The organism is Dietzia sp. 179-F 9C3 NHS (assembly GCF_045369825.1).
Taxonomy (GTDB): Bacteria; Actinomycetota; Actinomycetes; order Mycobacteriales; family Mycobacteriaceae; genus Dietzia.
This window is the reverse complement of sequence record NZ_JBIQES010000004.1, coordinates 152,387-169,173: the sequence shown is the minus strand read 5'-3', so window position 1 is coordinate 169,173 and position 16,787 is coordinate 152,387. Positions and strand designations below refer to the sequence as shown.

The window sequence follows — 16,787 nt, the reverse complement described above, 5'->3', positions numbered from 1 at the left end:
GATCGATCGTACCCGGCGGGTCGGGACACCCCTGATCACCACGCGGGGCCGGGGGCCCACCTAGGCTCATGCCATGACCACCACCGGCTCCGCCCTCCGTCGCCCCACCCTCCGCTCGACCCTCGGGGTGCTCGCCCTCGCCGTCCCGCTGGCCCTGGCCGGCTGCGGCGCCGACGACTCCACCGACGAGTCGGGTCAGGCCGCCACCGGGACCACCGCGGCCGACGAGGCCGCCACGCCGACGACCGCCGAGGCCGTCGAGGGCTCGCTCGAGTGTCCGCCGGTCGAGGGCAGGACCGAGCGCGCCACCGTCTTCGCCGAGGCCCCGCCGATGTGCCTCGAGCCGGGCGTGGACTACACGGCCCGCATCACCACCGACGCCGGCGTCGTCACCGTGGACCTGCTCGAGGACGCCGCGCCCGAGACCGTCAACAACTTCGTCTTTCTGGCCCGCAACAAGTACTACGACGGCATCTCGTTCCACCGCGTCATCCCCGGCTTCATGATCCAGGGAGGCGACCCCCAGGGCACCGGCGCCGGCGGCCCGGGCTACGAGTTCGCCGACGAGCTCCCCGAGGACGGCGCGTACGAGGTCGGCTCCATGGCCATGGCCAACGCCGGCCCCGACACCAACGGCTCGCAGTTCTTCATCGTCACCGGCGACGCCGGTGTCTCGCTGCCCCCGCAGTACAGCCTCTTCGGCACCGTCACCGAGGGCATGGAGGCCGTCACGGCGATCGAGGACGACGGCAGCCCCCAGGGCACGCCGCGCACCACGCACGTCATCGAGCGGGTCGAGATCGTCGAGGGCTGACCTCCCCGCCCCCGCCCCCCGACATCGGGCTCAGTAGCCGCTCGACCCACCGCCGCCGGAGAACGACGCGTTGGAATAGCTGGTGTTGGTCGCACTCGACGCCGCCGCCTGGGCGGCCTGCACGTCGTGGGCGTGCCAGCTCGACACCACGTAGTAGGGCACGAAGCCCTGGTATCCGTAGCCCACCCGCCAGTCGCGGTCGTACAGGCGGGGCGGGCGGCGGTCGCCGGCGTCCTTCGCCTCCTCGACATCCGCCATCTCGCGGTCGCGGATGGCCTCCACGACGATCCGGTAGTCCACCACCAGACGGGCGTACCGGTCCATGAAGTCCGGCGCTGCGGTGTCGCGCGCGAGCTCGTCTCCCCGCGCGTCCAGCGCCCGGGCCTCGGCCGCGAGCCGGGAGTCCTTCGTACCCAGGGCCGCGGCGAGCATGTCCTCGTGCAGCTCGCCGAGCTGGCGGCGGCGCGCGTCGACGTCGCCCTGCTCCATGTGGAACAGCTCGTCGATGTTCTTCTCGGCCGTCTCCATCTGGTCCACCGTCTCGTGCGCGGCGTTGATGTCGGCGGCGTGGGCGCGGAACTCGGAGTCCGAGGAGTCCGGCCGCAGGTCACCGATACGGCCCATGACGGTGTCCAGGGCGAGGAAGCGGTCGCGGACGTCGCGCCACTGGGAACGCAGCTCGTCGTCGGCCAGCGGGGAGGTGAGCGAGTTGGCGCGGATGTCCAGCCCGTCGAGTTCCCCGGCGACCCGCCCGTATTCGCGGGACACCCGGTCGTAGCGCTCCCTCGCCGTCGTCGCCTTCTTCTTCCGGCTAGCGGCGACCCCCGCGCCGATCGCGCCCGCGCCCACCACGCCCACGCCGCCGAGCGCCCACGGCAACCAGCCCGGCGCGCCCTCCCGCTCCGGCGCGAGCACGGTGGGATCGGCCGCCGCCTGCGCGCCCGAGAGCAGACCCACCGCGTGGTTCCCGCGGCGCATCGGGTCCTTCATCGCCTCCAGTGAACCGTCGAGGTGGCGGCCCTCGAAGAGGTCGAGCGCCGCGCACACGTCGTCGCCGCAGTAGATCCCCACGTCGCGGGACTCCGGGTCGTTGACCACGAGCAGCGCGCCCGGCGCCCACTTCTCGCGGTCCTCGGCGACGAGGTCGGGCCGGTCGGACTGCGCGAAACGCTCGGTGGTGTCGTTGAGGTTCTCGCCGCCGTCGTCGAAGGTCAGGAACACCACGCGGCGGACCTGGGGCGGGAACGCGATCCGCCCGGTCTCGGTGCGCAGGAGGTCCTCGTCGCCGGATGAGAGGACGTCGGCCCGGTCGGTGATCTCCACCTCCACAGCCTGCTCCGGCTCGTCGGCGGTCGGTGCGGGGGCCTCGGCCGGCGCCTGGGCGTACGCGACGGAGCCGGGGGACCACGCGATCATCGTCAGCAGCGCCGCGGCACCCGCGAGCGCCACGAGGAGTCGGAACAGGACGCGGGGCACGGGCCGGGTCATGTCCTCAGAGTAGCTGCGGCGCTCCGCCCGCGACAGCCTCTCGGCGCCCGACCCGACCGGAGCCGTTACCGTGGTCTGGGTGTTCGTACTCGAAACGCTCATCGCCATCACCGTCGCCCTGACCACCGCTTTCGGCGGGCTCGTCGCCGAGGACCTGATCTCCCGCGACGCCGCGTGCACCGTCTCGGCCGTGCCCGATCTGTGGTCGGAGAACTGCACGTCGCCGTCGCGCCTGGGGTGGTTCCTCGGCACGCTTGCGGTGCTCGTGGTGGCCATGGCGCTGCGCGCGTGGCTCATGGCGCACAACGGCACCCTCTACTACCTGCGGCTGCTGCCCGCGGAGAGCGCCGACCGCACCCGCGCCGCGGTGGACGTGGCCAACGCGCGCAGCCTGGACTTCCGCTCGGCGACCGGCTGGTTCGGCACCCGGGGCGAGGTGGTGGACCTGCGGCGCGAGGTGGGTCAGGTGTCCGGCGAGTTGGAGCGGGCGATGAACGACGACGACCACGCCACCGGCTACGTCCTGGCGCCCAATCTCGCGTTCCCGGCCGCCCTCGCGGTGGGCTATGACGTACTGCTGCGCGAGCGCACGCACCTCGCGGAGCTCCCCGCCGAGGCGCGGAAGCGGCGCCTGCCCGGGGGCGACACGGGCGTGCGGACGGTGTACTTCGACGACGGCGACGACACCTGGTCCGAGCGCCGCTGGCGGTCGCGCCGCGCGCAGTCCGACACCCAGCTCGCCCTGCACACGCTCGACGCCGGGGCCCCGGACCGGACGGCCGTCCGGCGCGTGTGGCTCTCGCTTCAGCTCGAGGGCGGCGGGCCGGTCTCAGAGATCGACGTGGGTCACGCCCTGCGTGAGACGTGCGAGGTGGTCGTGGTCGCCGGCCCCACCGCGAACGGCGACGACGACGAGGGGGCCGCCCTCGCCCCGTGGACGCTGCCTGCCGGGCGCTGGGTGCCCGGTGCGAGCGGGCGGCGCGTGGACCCGCGGGCGTTCGCGAGGCTCGTCGAGGAACTCTCGGGCGTGGTGGAGCAGGTGCTCGACGACTACCCCGAGGCCGAGGTGCTGCTCACCGGACGGATGCCGCGGACGGTGGCGTTCGCGCTGGGCTACGTGATCGCCCAGCGCAAGGACGACCGGATCGAGGGCAAGCGCGCGGCCCTACACCCCACGCGCTCGGACGACACCCGCGCCGAGCGCGCCCAGGCCGTGGCCGAGAACGAGGGGCTGAGCTCGCTGAGCCGCTTCTGGGACTCGGTCACCCCGGTACTCGTCCACCTCGGCGAGGCCAAGGCGACGCTCGCGCACCCCGCCCAGGACGCCGCGGCGGTCCGGAATCACCGAATGCCCTGACCTGGACCGGACCCACTCGGGGCGGGGCCGGGGAGTCGGGCGGAGACTCAGGCGTCGGCGAGCGGCGTGCCGTCGCGCAGGTGCGGGGCCAGGGTGTTGTCGAACATCGTCAACGCCGAGGCGATCGCCATGTGCATGTCGAGGTACTGGTAGGTGCCCAGGCGGCCGCCGAACAGCACCTTGTTCGCGGCGGTCTCGGCCTTGGCGCGCTCGCGGTAGGCGGCCAGCTTCTCGCGGTCGGTGGAGTCGTTGATCGGGTAGTACGGCTCGTCGTCGCGGTTGGCGAAGCGGCTGTACTCGCGCATGATCACGGTCTTGTCGTTGGGGTACTCCTTGCGCTCCGGGTGGAAGTGCCGGAACTCGTGGATGCGCGTGTAGTCGACCTCGGCGTCGTTGTAGTTCATCACCGGCGTGCCCTGGAAGTCGCCGGTGGGCAGGACCTCGGTCTCGAAGTCCAGGGTGCGCCAGCCGAGCTCGCCGTCGGCGTAGTCGAAGTAGCGGTCCAGCGGCCCGGTGTAGACGACGGGCGCGTCGGGAGAGGCGGCGCGGACGGCGTCGCGGACGTCGAACCAGTCGGTGTCCAGCTCGACGTCGATGTTGACGTGGGCGGCCATGTTCTCCAGCCACGCGGTGTAGCCGTCCACCGGTAGCCCTTCGTAGGTGTCGTTGAAGTAGCGGTTGTCGAAGGTGTACCGCACGGGCAGGCGGGTGATGTTGCCGGCGGGCAGGTTCTTGGGGTCGGTCTGCCACTGCTTGGCGGTGTAGTCCTTGATAAATGCCTCGTAGAGCGGCCGCCCGATCAGGGAGATGGCCTTTTCCTCGAAGTTGGCCGCCTCGTCGGAGGAGAACTCGGAGGCCTGCTCGGCGATGAGTGCGCGGGCCTCGTCGGGCGAGTAGTAGCGGCCGAAGAACTGGCAGATCAGGCCCAGCCCCATGGGGAACTGGTACGCGGTGCCCTGGTGCATGCAGAACACGCGGTGCTGGTAGCCGGTGAAGCCGGTGAAGCGGTTGACGTACTCCCACACGCGCTCGTTGGAGGTGTGGAACAGGTGCGCGCCGTACTTGTGGATCTCGATGCCGGTCTCCGGCTCGGCTTCCGAGTAGGCGTTGCCGCCGATGTGGTGGCGCCGCTCCAGGACGAGCACCCGCTTGCCGAGCTCCTCGGCCGCCCGCTCCGCGACCGTCAGGCCGAAGAAGCCCGACCCCACCACGATGAGGTCGTAGGCCCCCCACTGCCGCTCGTCCGCCATGTCCGGTGCCTTCCTCTAGATCCTGCCGTCCGTGTGGTCCGCCGACCAGGGTATCGGGCGGCAGCGGGGGCCCCTCGGGGCACGCCGACGACGAGGGTGACGCCCGCCCCGGCCGGGCGGAGGCGGGAAACTCCCGACCTGCGCGGATTTTCTGGTGGCCCGTCCGGGGCGCGCACCGGCGCGCCCCGCCGCTGCTCAGGTCAGGCGGCCGCGCGCCTCGTCGTCGCACGCCGATTCGAAATCACACGCGTGTGATCTCAATATTCACGCGTTCACCTCTTGGATTCACACGTTTCTTGGCTACCATTGACCCCGTTAGTCACATGAGTCCCACCTGTCGCACGCTCATGGCCGGTGGGGCAAAGAGACACCTGATCTGGAGAAGCCCTTGAAGACTCGCCGCCGTCCCCTGACTGTCAGCGGTCGACGCCGTACCCTCGCCCTCGCGGTGGCGGTCTCGGCCTCCGTCGTCACCCCCCTCGCGGTCTCCGCCTCCGGTCAGCTCTCGGAGCGTGGCGACGACATCGTGGCCACCGCCGGCTCCGCCTCGCCCACGGGCGAGCAGGAGGTCGCGCTCGCCGGGGCGCCCGACGCCGCCGGTGTCGACGCCGACATCGCCGGCGGCTCCGGGCCGGTCAAGGAGGTCACCTCCGAGACGCCGTTCTCGATGGTCGGCGTCACATGGAAGGGCTACCACCCCGAGGCCTCCGCAGACGTGCGCGCGAAGAACCCCGACGGCTCATGGGGCCCCTGGTACGAGGCCGAGTCGGTCGACGGCAAGGGCGAGTCCACCACCGGCACCGGCGGCACCGAACCCGTCTACCTCGGCACCGACACCACCGCCGTCCAGATCCGGCTCGCGGGCGTCGAGCTGTCCGACACCTCGCTCGCCGACGCGCCCGACGCGCCCGCCGAGGCCGAGGCCCCCGCGGAGTCCGAGCCCACCGCGGAGCCGGCGGCCGCCGACATCGCCGCCCCCCGCCCGGCCGAGCGCGAGGACGAGCCGGTGGCCGAGCCCGCGTCGGAGGCCGCGGACGCCTCCTCCGACGCCCCGCCGCTCCCGGTCCGCTTCGCCGACATCAAGCCGGTCGCCGACTCCACCGAGCTCGACGCCGGCACCGTCCGCGCCGTCCTGCTCTCCCCCGACTCCACCCCGACCCCCGCGCCCGACTCCTACGGGGACATCGCGGCCGAGGGCGGCACCGGGGAGTTCGGCGACATCGCCGTCAAGCAGCCCCCGATCATCTCGCGCTCCGGGTGGGGCGCCGACGAGTCGATCCGCTGCGGCGGCACGACCTACGACTCCTCGCTCGCCGCCGCGACCGTCCACCACACGGCCGGCAGCAACAACTACAGCCGCGAGGGCTCCGCGAGCGTCGTGCGCGGCATCTACACCTACCACGCCCGCACCCTGGGCTGGTGCGACGTCGGCTACAACGTGCTGGTGGACAAGTACGGCCAGGCCTTCGAGGGCCGCCGCGGCGGCCTGACCAAAAACGTCCAGGGCGCACACGCCGGTGGCTTCAACGGCAACACCTTCGGTATCTCGATGATGGGCGACTACTCAAACGTCACCCCGCCGGCCGTCACCGTCCGCAAGATGGGCGAGATCATCGGCTGGCGCCTCGCGATCGCCGGCGTTGACCCCAAGGGCCGGGACACGCACTACTCCGAGGGAACCTCGTACTCCAAGTACGCCTACGGCCAGCGCGTGGTCCTGCCCAACATCTTCGCGCACCGCGACGTCGGGAACACCACGTGCCCGGGCAACGCCGGCTACGCCAAGATGGGCGAGATCCGCGACATCGCGGCCGCCTACGCCAAGGGCGGCGGGAGTGGCGGCACCACGCCGTCGCAGCCCTCCGACCCCACTCCCCCGGCGACCAACCCGGGCGGCGGCACCACGCCGCGCCCCGGCACCGGCGGCGGCTCCCCGTCGATTCCCGTGCCGGACCGGGGCAGCGCCCAGCAGGCGGCGACCGAGGCGCTCCGGACCGTCCTCGCGGGCGGCACGCTCGACGGCCCCACGCTCACCCGGATCCTCACCGGCGGCAAGACGCTCTCCGACATCCCGGTGAGCGCCGGCTCGGTGGCGGACGCCCTCGGCGGCGACTTCGCGACGCTCGCCAAGCAGCTGGCCGGGCCGCTCGGCAAGGTACTCTCCGGCGTCCAGCGCTTCGGCAACGTCTCGCTGGTCAAGACCGAGAACGGCGCCCTCTACTCCTCGCCCGAGACCGGCACCCATCCGGTGTGGGGGAGGATCGGCGACGCCTGGGCCGCCCAGGGCTTCGAGCACGGCCCGCTCGGCCTGCCGGTGGCCACGGAGGCCAAGCGCGACGACGACACCGTCGCCCAGCGGTTCGAGCACGGCACGATCGTCTACGACCTCGCCACCGGCGAGATCACGGTCGAGCCGAACGGCTGACGCCCCGGCCGGCGGGGCTCGCCGGCACCCAGACCCGCGGACCGGGTCCCACCAGGTGTGCCGCGCGCCCCCTCTCCGGGCGCCGCACGCCGGGGAAGTGGTGGGGACCGGTCCGCGCCCGGTTCTCCGGGGTCAGTTCCACCAGCGGCGCAGGACGTGCGCGAACCCGGCCTGCTCGTTGGTGAGCGTCACCTCGTCGGCGACCGCCTTCACCTCGGGGATGGCGTTGTCCATGGCCACGCCGTGGCGGGCCCAGCGCAGCATCTCCACGTCGTTGGGCATGTCGCCAAAGGCGATGGTGGTGGGGACGGCGCCAGAGGCGACCGTGTCGGACACCTGCCCGGGGGCCCGACCCGGGATCGGGCCCGGCGCCCCGACCTCGTGCGGGATGCCCAGGCCGGCGGCGACCTCGGCCAGCCCGCTCGCCTTGGTGGCGCCGTGGACGGCGAACTCGATGAGCCCGTCGGTGGTGGAGAAGGTGACGTCGGCGTACTGGTCGGCCTCCCCGCGCAGCGCGGCGACCATGTCGGCGCTCCGCATGCCCGGCGCGCGGGCGAGCAGCTTGAGCACGGGGCGGTCCAGGACCTCGGCGTGCCCCACCTCGAGGTGCTCGGGGTGGATCCAGGCGTGCTCGTAGTCCGGGCTCGCGACGAACTGTGCGTCCGCGGCGTCCTCCCCCATCCGCTCGGCCGCGATGCCGCATCCCGGTAGGCGGCGCTGGAGGATCTCGTCGAGCGCCGCCAGCACGTCGGGTCCGAGCATGCTCACCTGCAGCAGCGCCCCGGAGTCGGTGTCCATGATGACGGCACCGTTGGCGCACACGGCGAGCGGAGCGACGGGCAGCTGGTCCACCACCTGGTCGAGCCAGCGGGGTGGCCGGCCGGTGGCCAGGACGAAGGTGGACCCGTCAGCTACGAGGTCGGAGATGACGGCACTGTTGGCCGCCGGTACGCGGTCGTCCCAGTCGAGAAGCGTGCCGTCGACGTCGGTCGCGACCAGGCGCGGGCGGTCGGCGCTCACGGCGCGACCCCCGTCACGGCGCGTCCGGACCCGACGGTCCCTTCGGTCCCTCGCCGGGCCCGGTGGAGGCGGCCTTCTCGGCGCGGCGCCGCATGCGCTCGGCGTGCTCGGCGTCGTCGAGCGCCGTGGCCTCCTCGAGCGTCGGCGCGGAACCGCCGAGCCGCGCCGGCACCCACGGCGCGCCGGCCGGGTAGGGGCCGTAGCGGCGCGCGTACTCGTCCTGCAGCAGCTCGAGCGTGGACTGCATGCGGGCACGCAGCTCCTGCACGCAGTCGGCCACCGGCTCGTAGGGCTGCATCGGCGCGCCCACCTCGATGATGATCGGCACCTTGGGCCGCAGCAGCTTCTTGGGCAGCCCCTTGGTCCACACCCGCTGGGAGCCCCAGATGGTGACGGGCAGGATCGGCACCCCGGCCTCGAGCGCCATGCGCACGGCGCCGGACTTGAAGCCCTTGATCTCGAAGCTGCGGCTGATGGTGGCCTCGGGGAACACCCCCACGAGCTCGCCCGCGCGGAGCCGGTTGACGGCCTCCTTGAACGAGTCGGCGCCCGCGGTGCGGTCCACGGGGATGTGCTTGAGCTCGCGCATGATCGGCCCGGCCACCTTGTGGTCGAACACCTCAACCTTGGCCATGTAGCGGATGAACCGCTTGTGGACGCGGGCCGGGATGCCGCCGTAGACGAAGTCGAAGTAGCCGGTGTGGTTGATCACCACCACGGCGCCGCCGACCTCGGGGAAGTTCCGCTCCCCGCGCATGGTGATGTCCAGGCCCTGCACCTTGAACAGCGTGCGGGCGAAACCGATGATCCCCGTGTACAGCAGCTCCACGCGGACCAGCGTAGTCGTCCCCGGCCCCACCGGCCCGCGGTGCCGGTAGGTTCGGCGAGGTGAGCACCGACCACTCCCCCGAGACCGGGCCGGTCGACGTCGTCGACACCGCCGCCCGCACCCGCAGCTACTCGTGGGCCCCGCTCCGCCCCGACGCCGGACACAACACCGTCCACGCCGGCCTGGCCGCGCTGCACCGGATCATCGACGGCGAGCGTCACCTGTCCCCCGGCGCCTTCACCCTCGGGGTGCGCCTCACCGCGGCCGAGGAGGGCGCCGTCACCATGACCGCCGCTCCCGCCGAGTGGGCCCTGAACAACGGCGGGACCGTGCACGGCGGGATCGTCTCCGGGTGGGTGGACTCGGCGCTGGGGTATGCGACGGCGACGGTCGTCCCCGAGGGGGTCGGCTACAACACGCTCGACCTCACGGTCCGCTACATCCGCGCGCTGCGCCTCGAGCACACGCCGGCCACGATCCGCGCGGAGGTCGAGCACGCGGGGCGCTCGACGGCGGTCGTCCAGGTCAAGGTCGTGGACACGCGGGGCCGCACCTGCGCCAGCGCGAGCGGCGTGATGATGCTGTTCCGGCCCTGACCCGGGTCAGCGCACCGGCTCGAGTACGTCGCGCCCCACGAACGGGCGCAGCGCCTCCGGCACCACCACGGAACCGTCGGCCTGCTGGTGGTTCTCGAGGATCGCGACGAGCCAGCGCGTGGTGGCGAGGGTGCCGTTGAGGGTGGCGGCGGTCTGCGGGCGGCCGTCGTCGTCGCGGTAGCGCACGCCCAGGCGGCGGGCCTGGAACGTGGTGCAGTTGGAGGTCGAGGTGAGCTCGCGGTAGGTGCCCTGCGTGGGGATCCACGCCTCGCAGTCGTACTTGCGCGCGGCGCTCGACCCCAGGTCGCCGCCGGCGATGTCGATCACGCGGAACGGCAGGCCCATCGCCTGCAGCATCTCCTTCTCGAAGCCCAGCAGCCGCAGGTGCTCCTCGTGCGCCTCCTCGGGCTTGCACCAGGAGAACATCTCGACCTTGTCGAACTGGTGCACGCGGATGATGCCTCGGGTGTCCTTGCCGTGCGAGCCGGCCTCGCGGCGGAAGCAGCTCGACCAGCCGCAGTACCGCTTGGGCCCCTCGGACAGGTCGAGGATCTCGCCGGAGTGGTAGCCCGCGAGCGCGACCTCGGAGGTGCCCACGAGGTACAGGTCGTCCTGCTCGAGGTGGTAGACCTCGTCGGCGTGCGCGCCGAGGAACCCCGTGCCCTGCATGACGTCCGGGCGCACGAGCACCGGCGGGATCATGAGCGTGAAGCCGTTGGCGGTGGCCTTCTGCGCGGCGAGCTGCAGCATCCCCAGCTGGAGCAGCGCGCCGTAGCCGGTGAGGAAGTAGAACCGGGCTCCGGAGACCTTGGCGCCGCGCTCCATGTCGAGCAGCCCCAGCTTCTCGCCGAGCTCGAGGTGGTCGCGGGGCTCGAAGTCGAAGGTGGGGATCTCGCCGATCCGCTCGAGCTCCACGAAGTCGTCCTCGCCGCCGGCGGGCGTGCCCTCCTCCACGACGTTGTCGAGCAGCCGCTGGATCCGCTCCACCTCGGCGAGCGCGGACCGCTCGGCCTCCTCGGCGTCCTTGACGGCCTGCTTGAGCGCGCCCGCGGCCTCGAGCAGCGCCGGCCGGTCCCCGGGCGAGGCCTGGCCGACCTTCTTGCCGTGCGCCTTCTGCTCGGCGCGGGCGGTGTCAGCCGCGGAGATGGCCGACCGGCGGGCCTCGTCGGCGGCGAGCAGCCGGTCCACCAGGGCCGGGTCCTCGCCGCGGGTGCGCTGGGAGGCGCGGACGACGTCGGGGTTCTCGCGGAGGAGCTTGAGATCGATCACGCCGCTCAGCCTAGCGGGGGTTCAGACGCCGAAGAGCTCCAGGAAGGCGTCCTTCTCGAACATCCGGGCCGCGTCGACCGCCGACGGTGTCCCGGCGTAGGGGTCCGCCCCGGCCTCGTAGAGCGCACGGACGATCTCGCCGTAGCCCTTGAACACCGCTCCCGCCAGCGGGGTCTGGCCGCGGTCGTTCGCCCGGTCCACCTCGGCGCCGCGGTCGAGGAGGGCGCGGACGGTCTCCGGGTGGCCGTTGTAGGCGGCGAGCATGAGGAACGCGTCCCCGCGCTCGTTGGTGAGGTCGGGCGTCACCCCGGCGTCGATATACGCGAGCAGTCGCTCGGTCTCGCCGTCCCGGGCGAGTTGGAAGAGCATCTGCGCGAACTCGAGGACCTCGTCGTCGACCCCCTCGCGCGGCGACCGGACGCCGTCGTCCGGGCCGGGCGGCACATCGTGGTCCTGAGCGCTCATGCCCCGGATCCTATCCGGACGCGGAAAGTACGGCATCATGGGAGCGATGTCCGTCTCCACCTCCACCCGTACGCGCGACCGGAGCGGGTCCCTGCTGCGGACCCGGGGCGCGGTCGTGGCCTCCCTCCTCGCGGTCCTCGTCGGCGGGGCGGGGACGGGTGTGTTGCTCGCGGCGGCGCTCGACGACCCCACCTCGACCACCGCCGGGCGCGTCGCGGCGATCGTGCCACAGATCGACCCCCGCTCTCTCTCCGGCGCCGCCTACGCCGACGCGGTCCCCGGGACGTGCCTGACGTGGTCCACCGACGCCGCGGACCGGGTGACGGCGTTCACCGCCGTCGACTGCGCCGAGCCGCACCGGTTCGAGGTCGCCGACCGCATCGACCTCCACGAGGTGCCCGGGTTCGGGCCCGACGCCCCGTTCCCCGACTCCGACCAGGTCAACACGATCGGCGCAGACCGCTGCATCCCCCTGGCCTCGCGGTACGCCGGAGGACGTGAGATCGATCCGGCCGGGCGCTTCACCGGGCTCGTCGTCCCACCGTCGCTCGAGGGCTGGGACAAGGGCGACCACTCGGTGCTCTGCGGTATCGCCGGCTCGGAGCTCGACGGCCGGTCGGCCACCACCACCGGCTACTTCGTGGACGCCGACCAGCACCGGTTCTGGGACTCCGGGACCTGCCTCGGCTTTACCGACGAGGGCCTACCGGGCGCGACCGTCCCGTGCTCCGAGGACCACTCAATCGAGATCGTCTCCACCCTCGACGTCTCCGGCACCTTCCCCGAGGGCCCCGAGCCGCCCGAGTCGCGCGGCCAGTCGGAGGCCACGGCCGAGGCGTGCCACCGGGCGGGCGTGGACTACCTCGGGGGCGACGCCGAGGCCCTGCGCCGGACAACCCTCATCTCGACGCTCGTGCACCCGATCTCGCGGGTCTCGTGGGCCACGGGGAGTCGGACGGTGAACTGCGGGCTCATGAAAGCGCAGGATCCCGGGCCGTTCGCGGTCCTGCGCGGCTCGGCGCGTCAGGGGGTGCTGGTGGACGGCACCACCCCGGTCGCCCCCACCACCACCGCGATCCCCGCGCCGGGGCCGGCACCCGGGCCCGAGGACGGCACACCCGGTTCGCCGTGAGCATCTCGGTGGACGAGTCCCGCTTCGAGTCACTCGTCGACGACGCCCTTGACTCCGTCCCCGACGCCCTGTTCGAGGCGATGGACAACGTCGTCGTCCTCATCGCCGACCGGAACCCCGACGAACCGGGACTCCTCGGCCTGTACGAGGGCGTGGCGCTCACCGAGCGGGACACCACCTATTCGGGCTTCCTGCCGGACACCATCACGATCTACCGCGACGCCCTGTGCGACTTCTGCGACACCGAGGAGCACCTCGTCGAGGAGGTGGCGATCACGGTGATCCACGAGATCGCGCACCACTTCGGGATCGACGAGGAGACCCTGCACGAGCTGGGCTGGGGCTAGCCGGCGGGAGGGAGCCGGTCTGGCAGACATCTTCCCCTTCGAACACTTGCGCTAATGCTCCGCGGCGGGCTACACTCGTACACAGATTCGAACCAGGGGGGTTCGGCGGTCTACCCGAGGGGGGTGGGTGCGGTGACGGTCCTGTCCATGCCCGTGACCCCGTTGGCGTCGATGTCGCTCGCCGAGCTCGTCGAGGCCTCCCGCGCCGTCACCCTGACGCAGAACCTGGCCGCAGTGGAACGGCTCGACACGGTCTACGCGATGGTCCGTGCCGTCACCGCCCGCACCGAGGCCGAAGAGACCAGGCGTGACGACGAGGACGCAGCCGCCGGCCGCCCGCCACGGCCCGGGTACGCCCGACTGGCCCCCACCCGCCTGGCCCGCTCCCACGTGTCCACCGCGATGAGCCTGCCGACCTGGCACGCCGACCGCATGATCACCGCCGCCGTGCAGCTCCACACCCGCCTGCCGGTGCTGTCACGCCACGCCCGCGACGGGGTGTTCGACGAGGCCATGATCGTCGACCTGGCCTGCCGCCTGGCCGAGGTTCCCGACCACCTGGTCCGCGCCGTGGAGGACGAGGTCGTCTACGGACTCCGCCGCCAGATCGACGACGGCGACCCACCCACTCGCAGCTCCCTCGGCAAGCGCATCGACCGCGCCATCGAACGCCGCGACCCCGACGAGGTCGACCGCCGCAACCAAGCAGCCCGCGACAACCGCCGCGTCACCTTCCGCCCCCGCGGCCAGGGCCTGACCTCGATGTCGGCCCTGCTACCCGACCACGACGCCGCCACCCTCGAAGCCCGGCTGCGTGACACCGCCGCGGCCGACCCCGGCGACGAGCGCACCACCGCCCAACGCCTCGCCGACGCCCTGACCGACCTGGCCACCCCACCCGCCGAGCACACCGACACCGACGACAGCGCCCGCCAGGGCCGCCGGCCCCGCCTGGACATCACCGTCATCGCCGCCGCAGCCCAAGGCCTGCCCCAACGCGTCGAACTCATCCAGAGCGCCTACGCCAGCTTCGACTGGCTGTGCACCCAGGTCCTGGCCGAAGAAAACGGCGGCGCCCGCTTCCGCCTGGTGGACCCCCTACCCGGCGCCCAGGACCACTACCAGGACCCGCTGAAGTACTTCGTCTCCGACGCCCTCAAACACCGCATCCGACTCCGCGACGGCACCTGCCGCCACCCCGGATGCACCGTCAAAGCCGAAGACTGCGAAATCGACCACGTCCTGACCTTCTACAAAGCCGACCCCACCAAAGGCGGACCCACCGCCGAATGTAACCTGATCTGCCTGTGCAAAATGCACCACCAGGAAAAAACCTTCGGCCCCTGGACCTACACGCCCGGCCCCCGCGGCGACGGCGAACTGATCATCCGCACCGACACCGGCCACACATACCGAACACACCCAACAGGACCCCTGGCCCTGGCACGCCAACACCTCACCGAAACAGCGCTACAACGCTGGTTCACCACCCACTTCAACAACCACCACCCACCCGACGAACAGTCACCGCAAGACCAACCGCCGGACAGCTGAGGATCAGAACGTCGGCCGGCCCTGGTGGTCTCCCCATCGTTCGCAGGACCAGCCGCCGCGGTCGGGGGCCAGTTCGATGACGCCGCAGTTGGGGATGCGGTTGACCAGCGCCCAGCGGGAGGGCACCGCGCCGGCGAACACGGCGACCATCCGCATGAGCGTGCCGTGCACCACCAGCACCGCGTCGGTGCCGTTGTCGAGGAAGCTGTCCCGCAGCTCGGAGACCAGCGGCATCACGCGGTCCTGGACGTCGAGCGCACTCTCGCCCCCGGGCAGGCTCGAGGTGAGATCGCCGTCCTCGAGCCAGTCGCGGACCACCCGGTTGTAGGCGAGCAGTGCCTCGGCGCCGGTGCGCATCTCGTAGTCGCCGGCCTGGACCTCGAAGGCCCCGGGGACGGCCTGCGTGGGCATCGGGGCGTCGCCGAGCCGGAAGTGCTCGGACATGAGCCCCGCGGTCTCGCGCGCTCGGGCCGCCTCGGAGCTCAGGAGCACCGACGGCGCGACTCCCTCCTGCGCGAGCTCCTGGCCGACGATACGGGCCTGGTCGCGGCCGAGCTCGGTGAGCGGGGCGCCGGGCAGCGCGGTGTCGAGGGCACCGGCGACGTTGGACGGGGTCTGGCCGTGGCGGACCAGGTACAGGCGCGCGCTCACGGCCGCCCCTCCCCGCTCGCGCCGGCCCCGGACCCGCCGGCCCCGGCTCCGCCGTCGACCTCGCCGCGGCGGATGGCATCGAGCCAGTCGCGAGCCTCGGCCGGGTCGGGCGGCGCGGCGCCTGAGTCGCCGCCTGCGGCGACGGGCCACGAGCCGAGGAAGCGCAGGCTGGCGGTCCGGCGGTGCAGGGAGGCCAGCGCCTCGGCGACCACCGGGTCGTCGAGGTGCCCCACGAGGTCCACGTGGAACAGGTAGGTGAAGCGCTCGGTGCGGGTGGGCCGGGACTCGACGCGAGTCAGGTCGATGTCGCGGATCGACAGCTCGGAGAGCGCCTGGACCAGCGAGTTCGGCTCGTGTGGGAGGCCAAAGACGACAGCGGTACGGTCGGCCCCGGTACGCGCGGGCGGGGGCGCCGGGTGGCCCACCAGGACGAACCGGGTGCGGGCGCCGCCGACGTCGGCGACCTCCTCGGCCAGCGCGACGAGCCCGTTGATCTCGCCGGCCCGGGCGGGGGCGGCGGTGGCGTCGGCGGACCCGGCGGCGACCTCCTGGGCGCCGGCGGCGGTGGAGGAGGTGGTCTCGATCCGGGCGGCCGGCAGGTGCTCGGACACCCAGCGGCGCACCTGCGCGGCGGCCACGGGGTGGGTGCGCAGCACGCGGACGTCGGCGGCCGCGGTTCCGGGCCGGACGAGGATGGAGAAGGTCACGTCGAGTTCGGTCTCGGCGAAGATCTGCAGGCGCGAACCGGTGGCGAGGGCATCGCTGGTGGGACTCACGGTGCCATCGACCGAGTTCTCGAACGGTACGCACGCGTAGTCGGCGTCGCCGGCGCGGACCAGCGCCAGGGCCTCGTCGGGTGTGGCCGCGGGAACGGCCCGGGCGTCGCCGAGCACCGCCGCGACGTGCGGGACGGCGCGGAGCTGCTGGAGCGCGGCGTCGGTGAACGTGCCGGGCGGGCCGAGGTAGGCGACGGTGACCACGACGTCCAGCCTAGCCAGCGACGGCGTCAGCCAGCAGCCGTCAGCTCCGCCGTCACCCTCGCCACGTCAGCGGCGGGGACGACGACGCACGTCACCACGTCCCGCACGGCCTCACGGGCCGAGCGGGACAGCGCGACCAGTGCCGCCGGGTCGGGGTGGGCGAGCGCCGCCCGGACGTCGGCGCCCGTCATGGCGGCGACGGCGCCGGAGAGCAGCGCCCACACCTGGTCGGCGTCGGTGCACCGCGGCACGAGCCCCGCGCCGAACCCGACGCCGGAGTGGGCGGCCACGGCGAGCAGGTCGGCCAGGTGGTCGGCGGCGGGCCCCGGCCCGGCGAGCCCGGGGGACACCTCCACCAGTGCGGGCGATCCGGCGGCGAGCACACCGGCCACCGCGTCGAGCCCCGGCAGGCTGGCGGCCGGGTCAGCGCCGGAGCCGCCGGGCACCACGACCGGCGGGGGCGCCGACCAGCGGCCGAGCACGTCGGCGAGGTCTGCCTCGGCCACCACGAGGTCCTCCCGCAGATCCGGCCGTGCGGGCCCGCGGGCCAGGAGTTCCAGCGACACCGTCATGCCCTCAGGTCTACACCCCGGCGTTGCTACCCTCTCCC

At 72.8% G+C, this 16,787-nt stretch carries 16 protein-coding genes; 7 read left to right on the top strand and 9 right to left on the bottom strand.

Going from position 1 to position 16,787, the window contains the following annotated elements; all coding sequences use genetic code 11:
* The first annotated feature begins 73 nt into the window (after positions 1-73).
* A complete protein-coding gene (locus ACH0BZ_RS07060) occupies positions 74-814 on the top strand; it encodes a peptidylprolyl isomerase (RefSeq protein WP_406897303.1) in 741 nt (246 codons plus the stop codon).
* A gap of 30 nt (positions 815-844) precedes the next feature.
* Here the strand turns inward: ACH0BZ_RS07060 and ACH0BZ_RS07055 are convergent, their stop codons facing one another.
* The gene (locus ACH0BZ_RS07055; RefSeq protein WP_406897302.1) at positions 845-2,302 is read right to left on the bottom strand and encodes a DUF5129 domain-containing protein; all 1,458 of its coding nucleotides are present in this window, start codon (positions 2,300-2,302) and stop codon (positions 845-847) included.
* A 79-nt stretch (positions 2,303-2,381) separates the two neighbouring features.
* Here ACH0BZ_RS07055 and ACH0BZ_RS07050 point away from each other — a divergent pair, with 79 nt between their 5' ends.
* Positions 2,382-3,659: a hypothetical protein gene (locus ACH0BZ_RS07050; protein WP_406897301.1), complete on the top strand. Its 1,278-nt coding sequence runs from the start codon at positions 2,382-2,384 to the stop codon at positions 3,657-3,659.
* Positions 3,660-3,706: 47 nt separating this feature from the next.
* Here the strand turns inward: ACH0BZ_RS07050 and glf are convergent, their stop codons facing one another.
* Positions 3,707-4,909 carry a UDP-galactopyranose mutase gene (glf, locus tag ACH0BZ_RS07045; protein WP_406897300.1) on the bottom strand — a complete coding sequence of 401 codons (1,203 nt, stop codon included), beginning with the start codon at positions 4,907-4,909 and terminating at the stop codon, positions 3,707-3,709.
* Between the two features lie 448 nt (positions 4,910-5,357).
* Between glf and ACH0BZ_RS07040 the strand changes: the two genes are divergently transcribed.
* Positions 5,358-7,334 (top strand): N-acetylmuramoyl-L-alanine amidase, encoded by a 1,977-nt coding sequence (locus ACH0BZ_RS07040; RefSeq protein WP_406897299.1) that lies wholly within the window; start codon positions 5,358-5,360, stop codon positions 7,332-7,334.
* A gap of 132 nt (positions 7,335-7,466) precedes the next feature.
* On the opposite strand, the gene ACH0BZ_RS07035 is transcribed toward ACH0BZ_RS07040, so the two are convergent.
* Together ACH0BZ_RS07035 and ACH0BZ_RS07030 are read right to left on the bottom strand one after the other, a co-directional pair.
* Positions 7,467-8,354, bottom strand: coding sequence for an HAD family hydrolase (locus ACH0BZ_RS07035; protein WP_406897298.1), 888 nt, complete (start codon positions 8,352-8,354; stop codon positions 7,467-7,469).
* Positions 8,355-8,367: 13 nt separating this feature from the next.
* Positions 8,368-9,183: a lysophospholipid acyltransferase family protein gene (locus ACH0BZ_RS07030; RefSeq protein WP_406897296.1), complete on the bottom strand. Its 816-nt coding sequence runs from the start codon at positions 9,181-9,183 to the stop codon at positions 8,368-8,370.
* A 59-nt stretch (positions 9,184-9,242) separates the two neighbouring features.
* Between ACH0BZ_RS07030 and ACH0BZ_RS07025 the strand changes: the two genes are divergently transcribed.
* Complete coding sequence (locus ACH0BZ_RS07025; protein ID WP_406897295.1) at positions 9,243-9,779, top strand: PaaI family thioesterase; 537 nt, start codon at positions 9,243-9,245, stop codon at positions 9,777-9,779.
* A 6-nt stretch (positions 9,780-9,785) separates the two neighbouring features.
* On the opposite strand, the gene serS is transcribed toward ACH0BZ_RS07025, so the two are convergent.
* Together serS and ACH0BZ_RS07015 are read right to left on the bottom strand one after the other, a co-directional pair.
* Positions 9,786-11,048, bottom strand: coding sequence for a serine--tRNA ligase (serS, locus tag ACH0BZ_RS07020; protein ID WP_406897293.1), 1,263 nt, complete (start codon positions 11,046-11,048; stop codon positions 9,786-9,788).
* 21 nt (positions 11,049-11,069) lie between these two features.
* On the bottom strand, positions 11,070-11,513 hold the full coding sequence (locus ACH0BZ_RS07015) for an ankyrin repeat domain-containing protein (RefSeq protein WP_406897292.1): 444 nt from the start codon (positions 11,511-11,513) through the stop codon (positions 11,070-11,072).
* A 46-nt stretch (positions 11,514-11,559) separates the two neighbouring features.
* Between ACH0BZ_RS07015 and ACH0BZ_RS07010 the strand changes: the two genes are divergently transcribed.
* The 3 genes from ACH0BZ_RS07010 to ACH0BZ_RS07000 all read left to right on the top strand — a co-directional run bounded on the left by ACH0BZ_RS07010 (position 11,560) and on the right by ACH0BZ_RS07000 (position 14,546).
* On the top strand, positions 11,560-12,645 hold the full coding sequence (locus tag ACH0BZ_RS07010) for a septum formation family protein (RefSeq protein WP_406897290.1): 1,086 nt from the start codon (positions 11,560-11,562) through the stop codon (positions 12,643-12,645).
* The gene (locus tag ACH0BZ_RS07005) at positions 12,642-12,992 is read left to right on the top strand and encodes a metallopeptidase family protein (RefSeq protein WP_406897289.1); all 351 of its coding nucleotides are present in this window, start codon (positions 12,642-12,644) and stop codon (positions 12,990-12,992) included. Before ACH0BZ_RS07010 ends, ACH0BZ_RS07005 begins: the two co-directional genes overlap by 4 nt.
* Before the next feature lie 147 nt (positions 12,993-13,139).
* Entirely contained in the window at positions 13,140-14,546 is a 1,407-nt protein-coding gene (locus ACH0BZ_RS07000; RefSeq protein ID WP_406897288.1) for a DUF222 domain-containing protein, read from the top strand.
* A 3-nt stretch (positions 14,547-14,549) separates the two neighbouring features.
* Here the strand turns inward: ACH0BZ_RS07000 and ACH0BZ_RS06995 are convergent, their stop codons facing one another.
* From ACH0BZ_RS06995 to ACH0BZ_RS06985, 3 genes are read right to left on the bottom strand one after another with little or no spacing between them, the layout of a single operon-like run.
* The gene (locus ACH0BZ_RS06995; RefSeq protein ID WP_406897287.1) at positions 14,550-15,197 is read right to left on the bottom strand and encodes a histidine phosphatase family protein; all 648 of its coding nucleotides are present in this window, start codon (positions 15,195-15,197) and stop codon (positions 14,550-14,552) included.
* Positions 15,194-16,177, bottom strand: coding sequence for a prephenate dehydratase (gene pheA / locus ACH0BZ_RS06990; RefSeq protein WP_406897286.1), 984 nt, complete (start codon positions 16,175-16,177; stop codon positions 15,194-15,196). Before pheA ends, ACH0BZ_RS06995 begins: the two co-directional genes overlap by 4 nt.
* A 26-nt stretch (positions 16,178-16,203) precedes the next feature.
* Positions 16,204-16,749: a hypothetical protein gene (locus ACH0BZ_RS06985; RefSeq protein ID WP_406897285.1), complete on the bottom strand. Its 546-nt coding sequence runs from the start codon at positions 16,747-16,749 to the stop codon at positions 16,204-16,206.
* Positions 16,750-16,787: the final 38 nt, after the last annotated feature.

Excerpts from the sequence above, each read along its gene's own strand:
- ACH0BZ_RS07060 (WP_406897303.1), top strand. The coding sequence starts at position 74 with ATGACCACCACCGGCTCCGCCCTCCGTCGCCCCACCCTCCGCTCGACC.
- ACH0BZ_RS07055 (WP_406897302.1), bottom strand. The coding sequence starts at position 2,302 with ATGACCCGGCCCGTGCCCCGCGTCCTGTTCCGACTCCTCGTGGCGCTC.
- glf (WP_406897300.1), bottom strand. The coding sequence starts at position 4,909 with ATGGCGGACGAGCGGCAGTGGGGGGCCTACGACCTCATCGTGGTGGGG.
- ACH0BZ_RS07015 (WP_406897292.1), bottom strand. The coding sequence starts at position 11,513 with ATGAGCGCTCAGGACCACGATGTGCCGCCCGGCCCGGACGACGGCGTC.
- ACH0BZ_RS07010 (WP_406897290.1), top strand. The coding sequence starts at position 11,560 with ATGTCCGTCTCCACCTCCACCCGTACGCGCGACCGGAGCGGGTCCCTG.
- ACH0BZ_RS07000 (WP_406897288.1), top strand. The coding sequence starts at position 13,140 with ATGCCCGTGACCCCGTTGGCGTCGATGTCGCTCGCCGAGCTCGTCGAG.
- ACH0BZ_RS06985 (WP_406897285.1), bottom strand. The coding sequence starts at position 16,749 with ATGACGGTGTCGCTGGAACTCCTGGCCCGCGGGCCCGCACGGCCGGAT.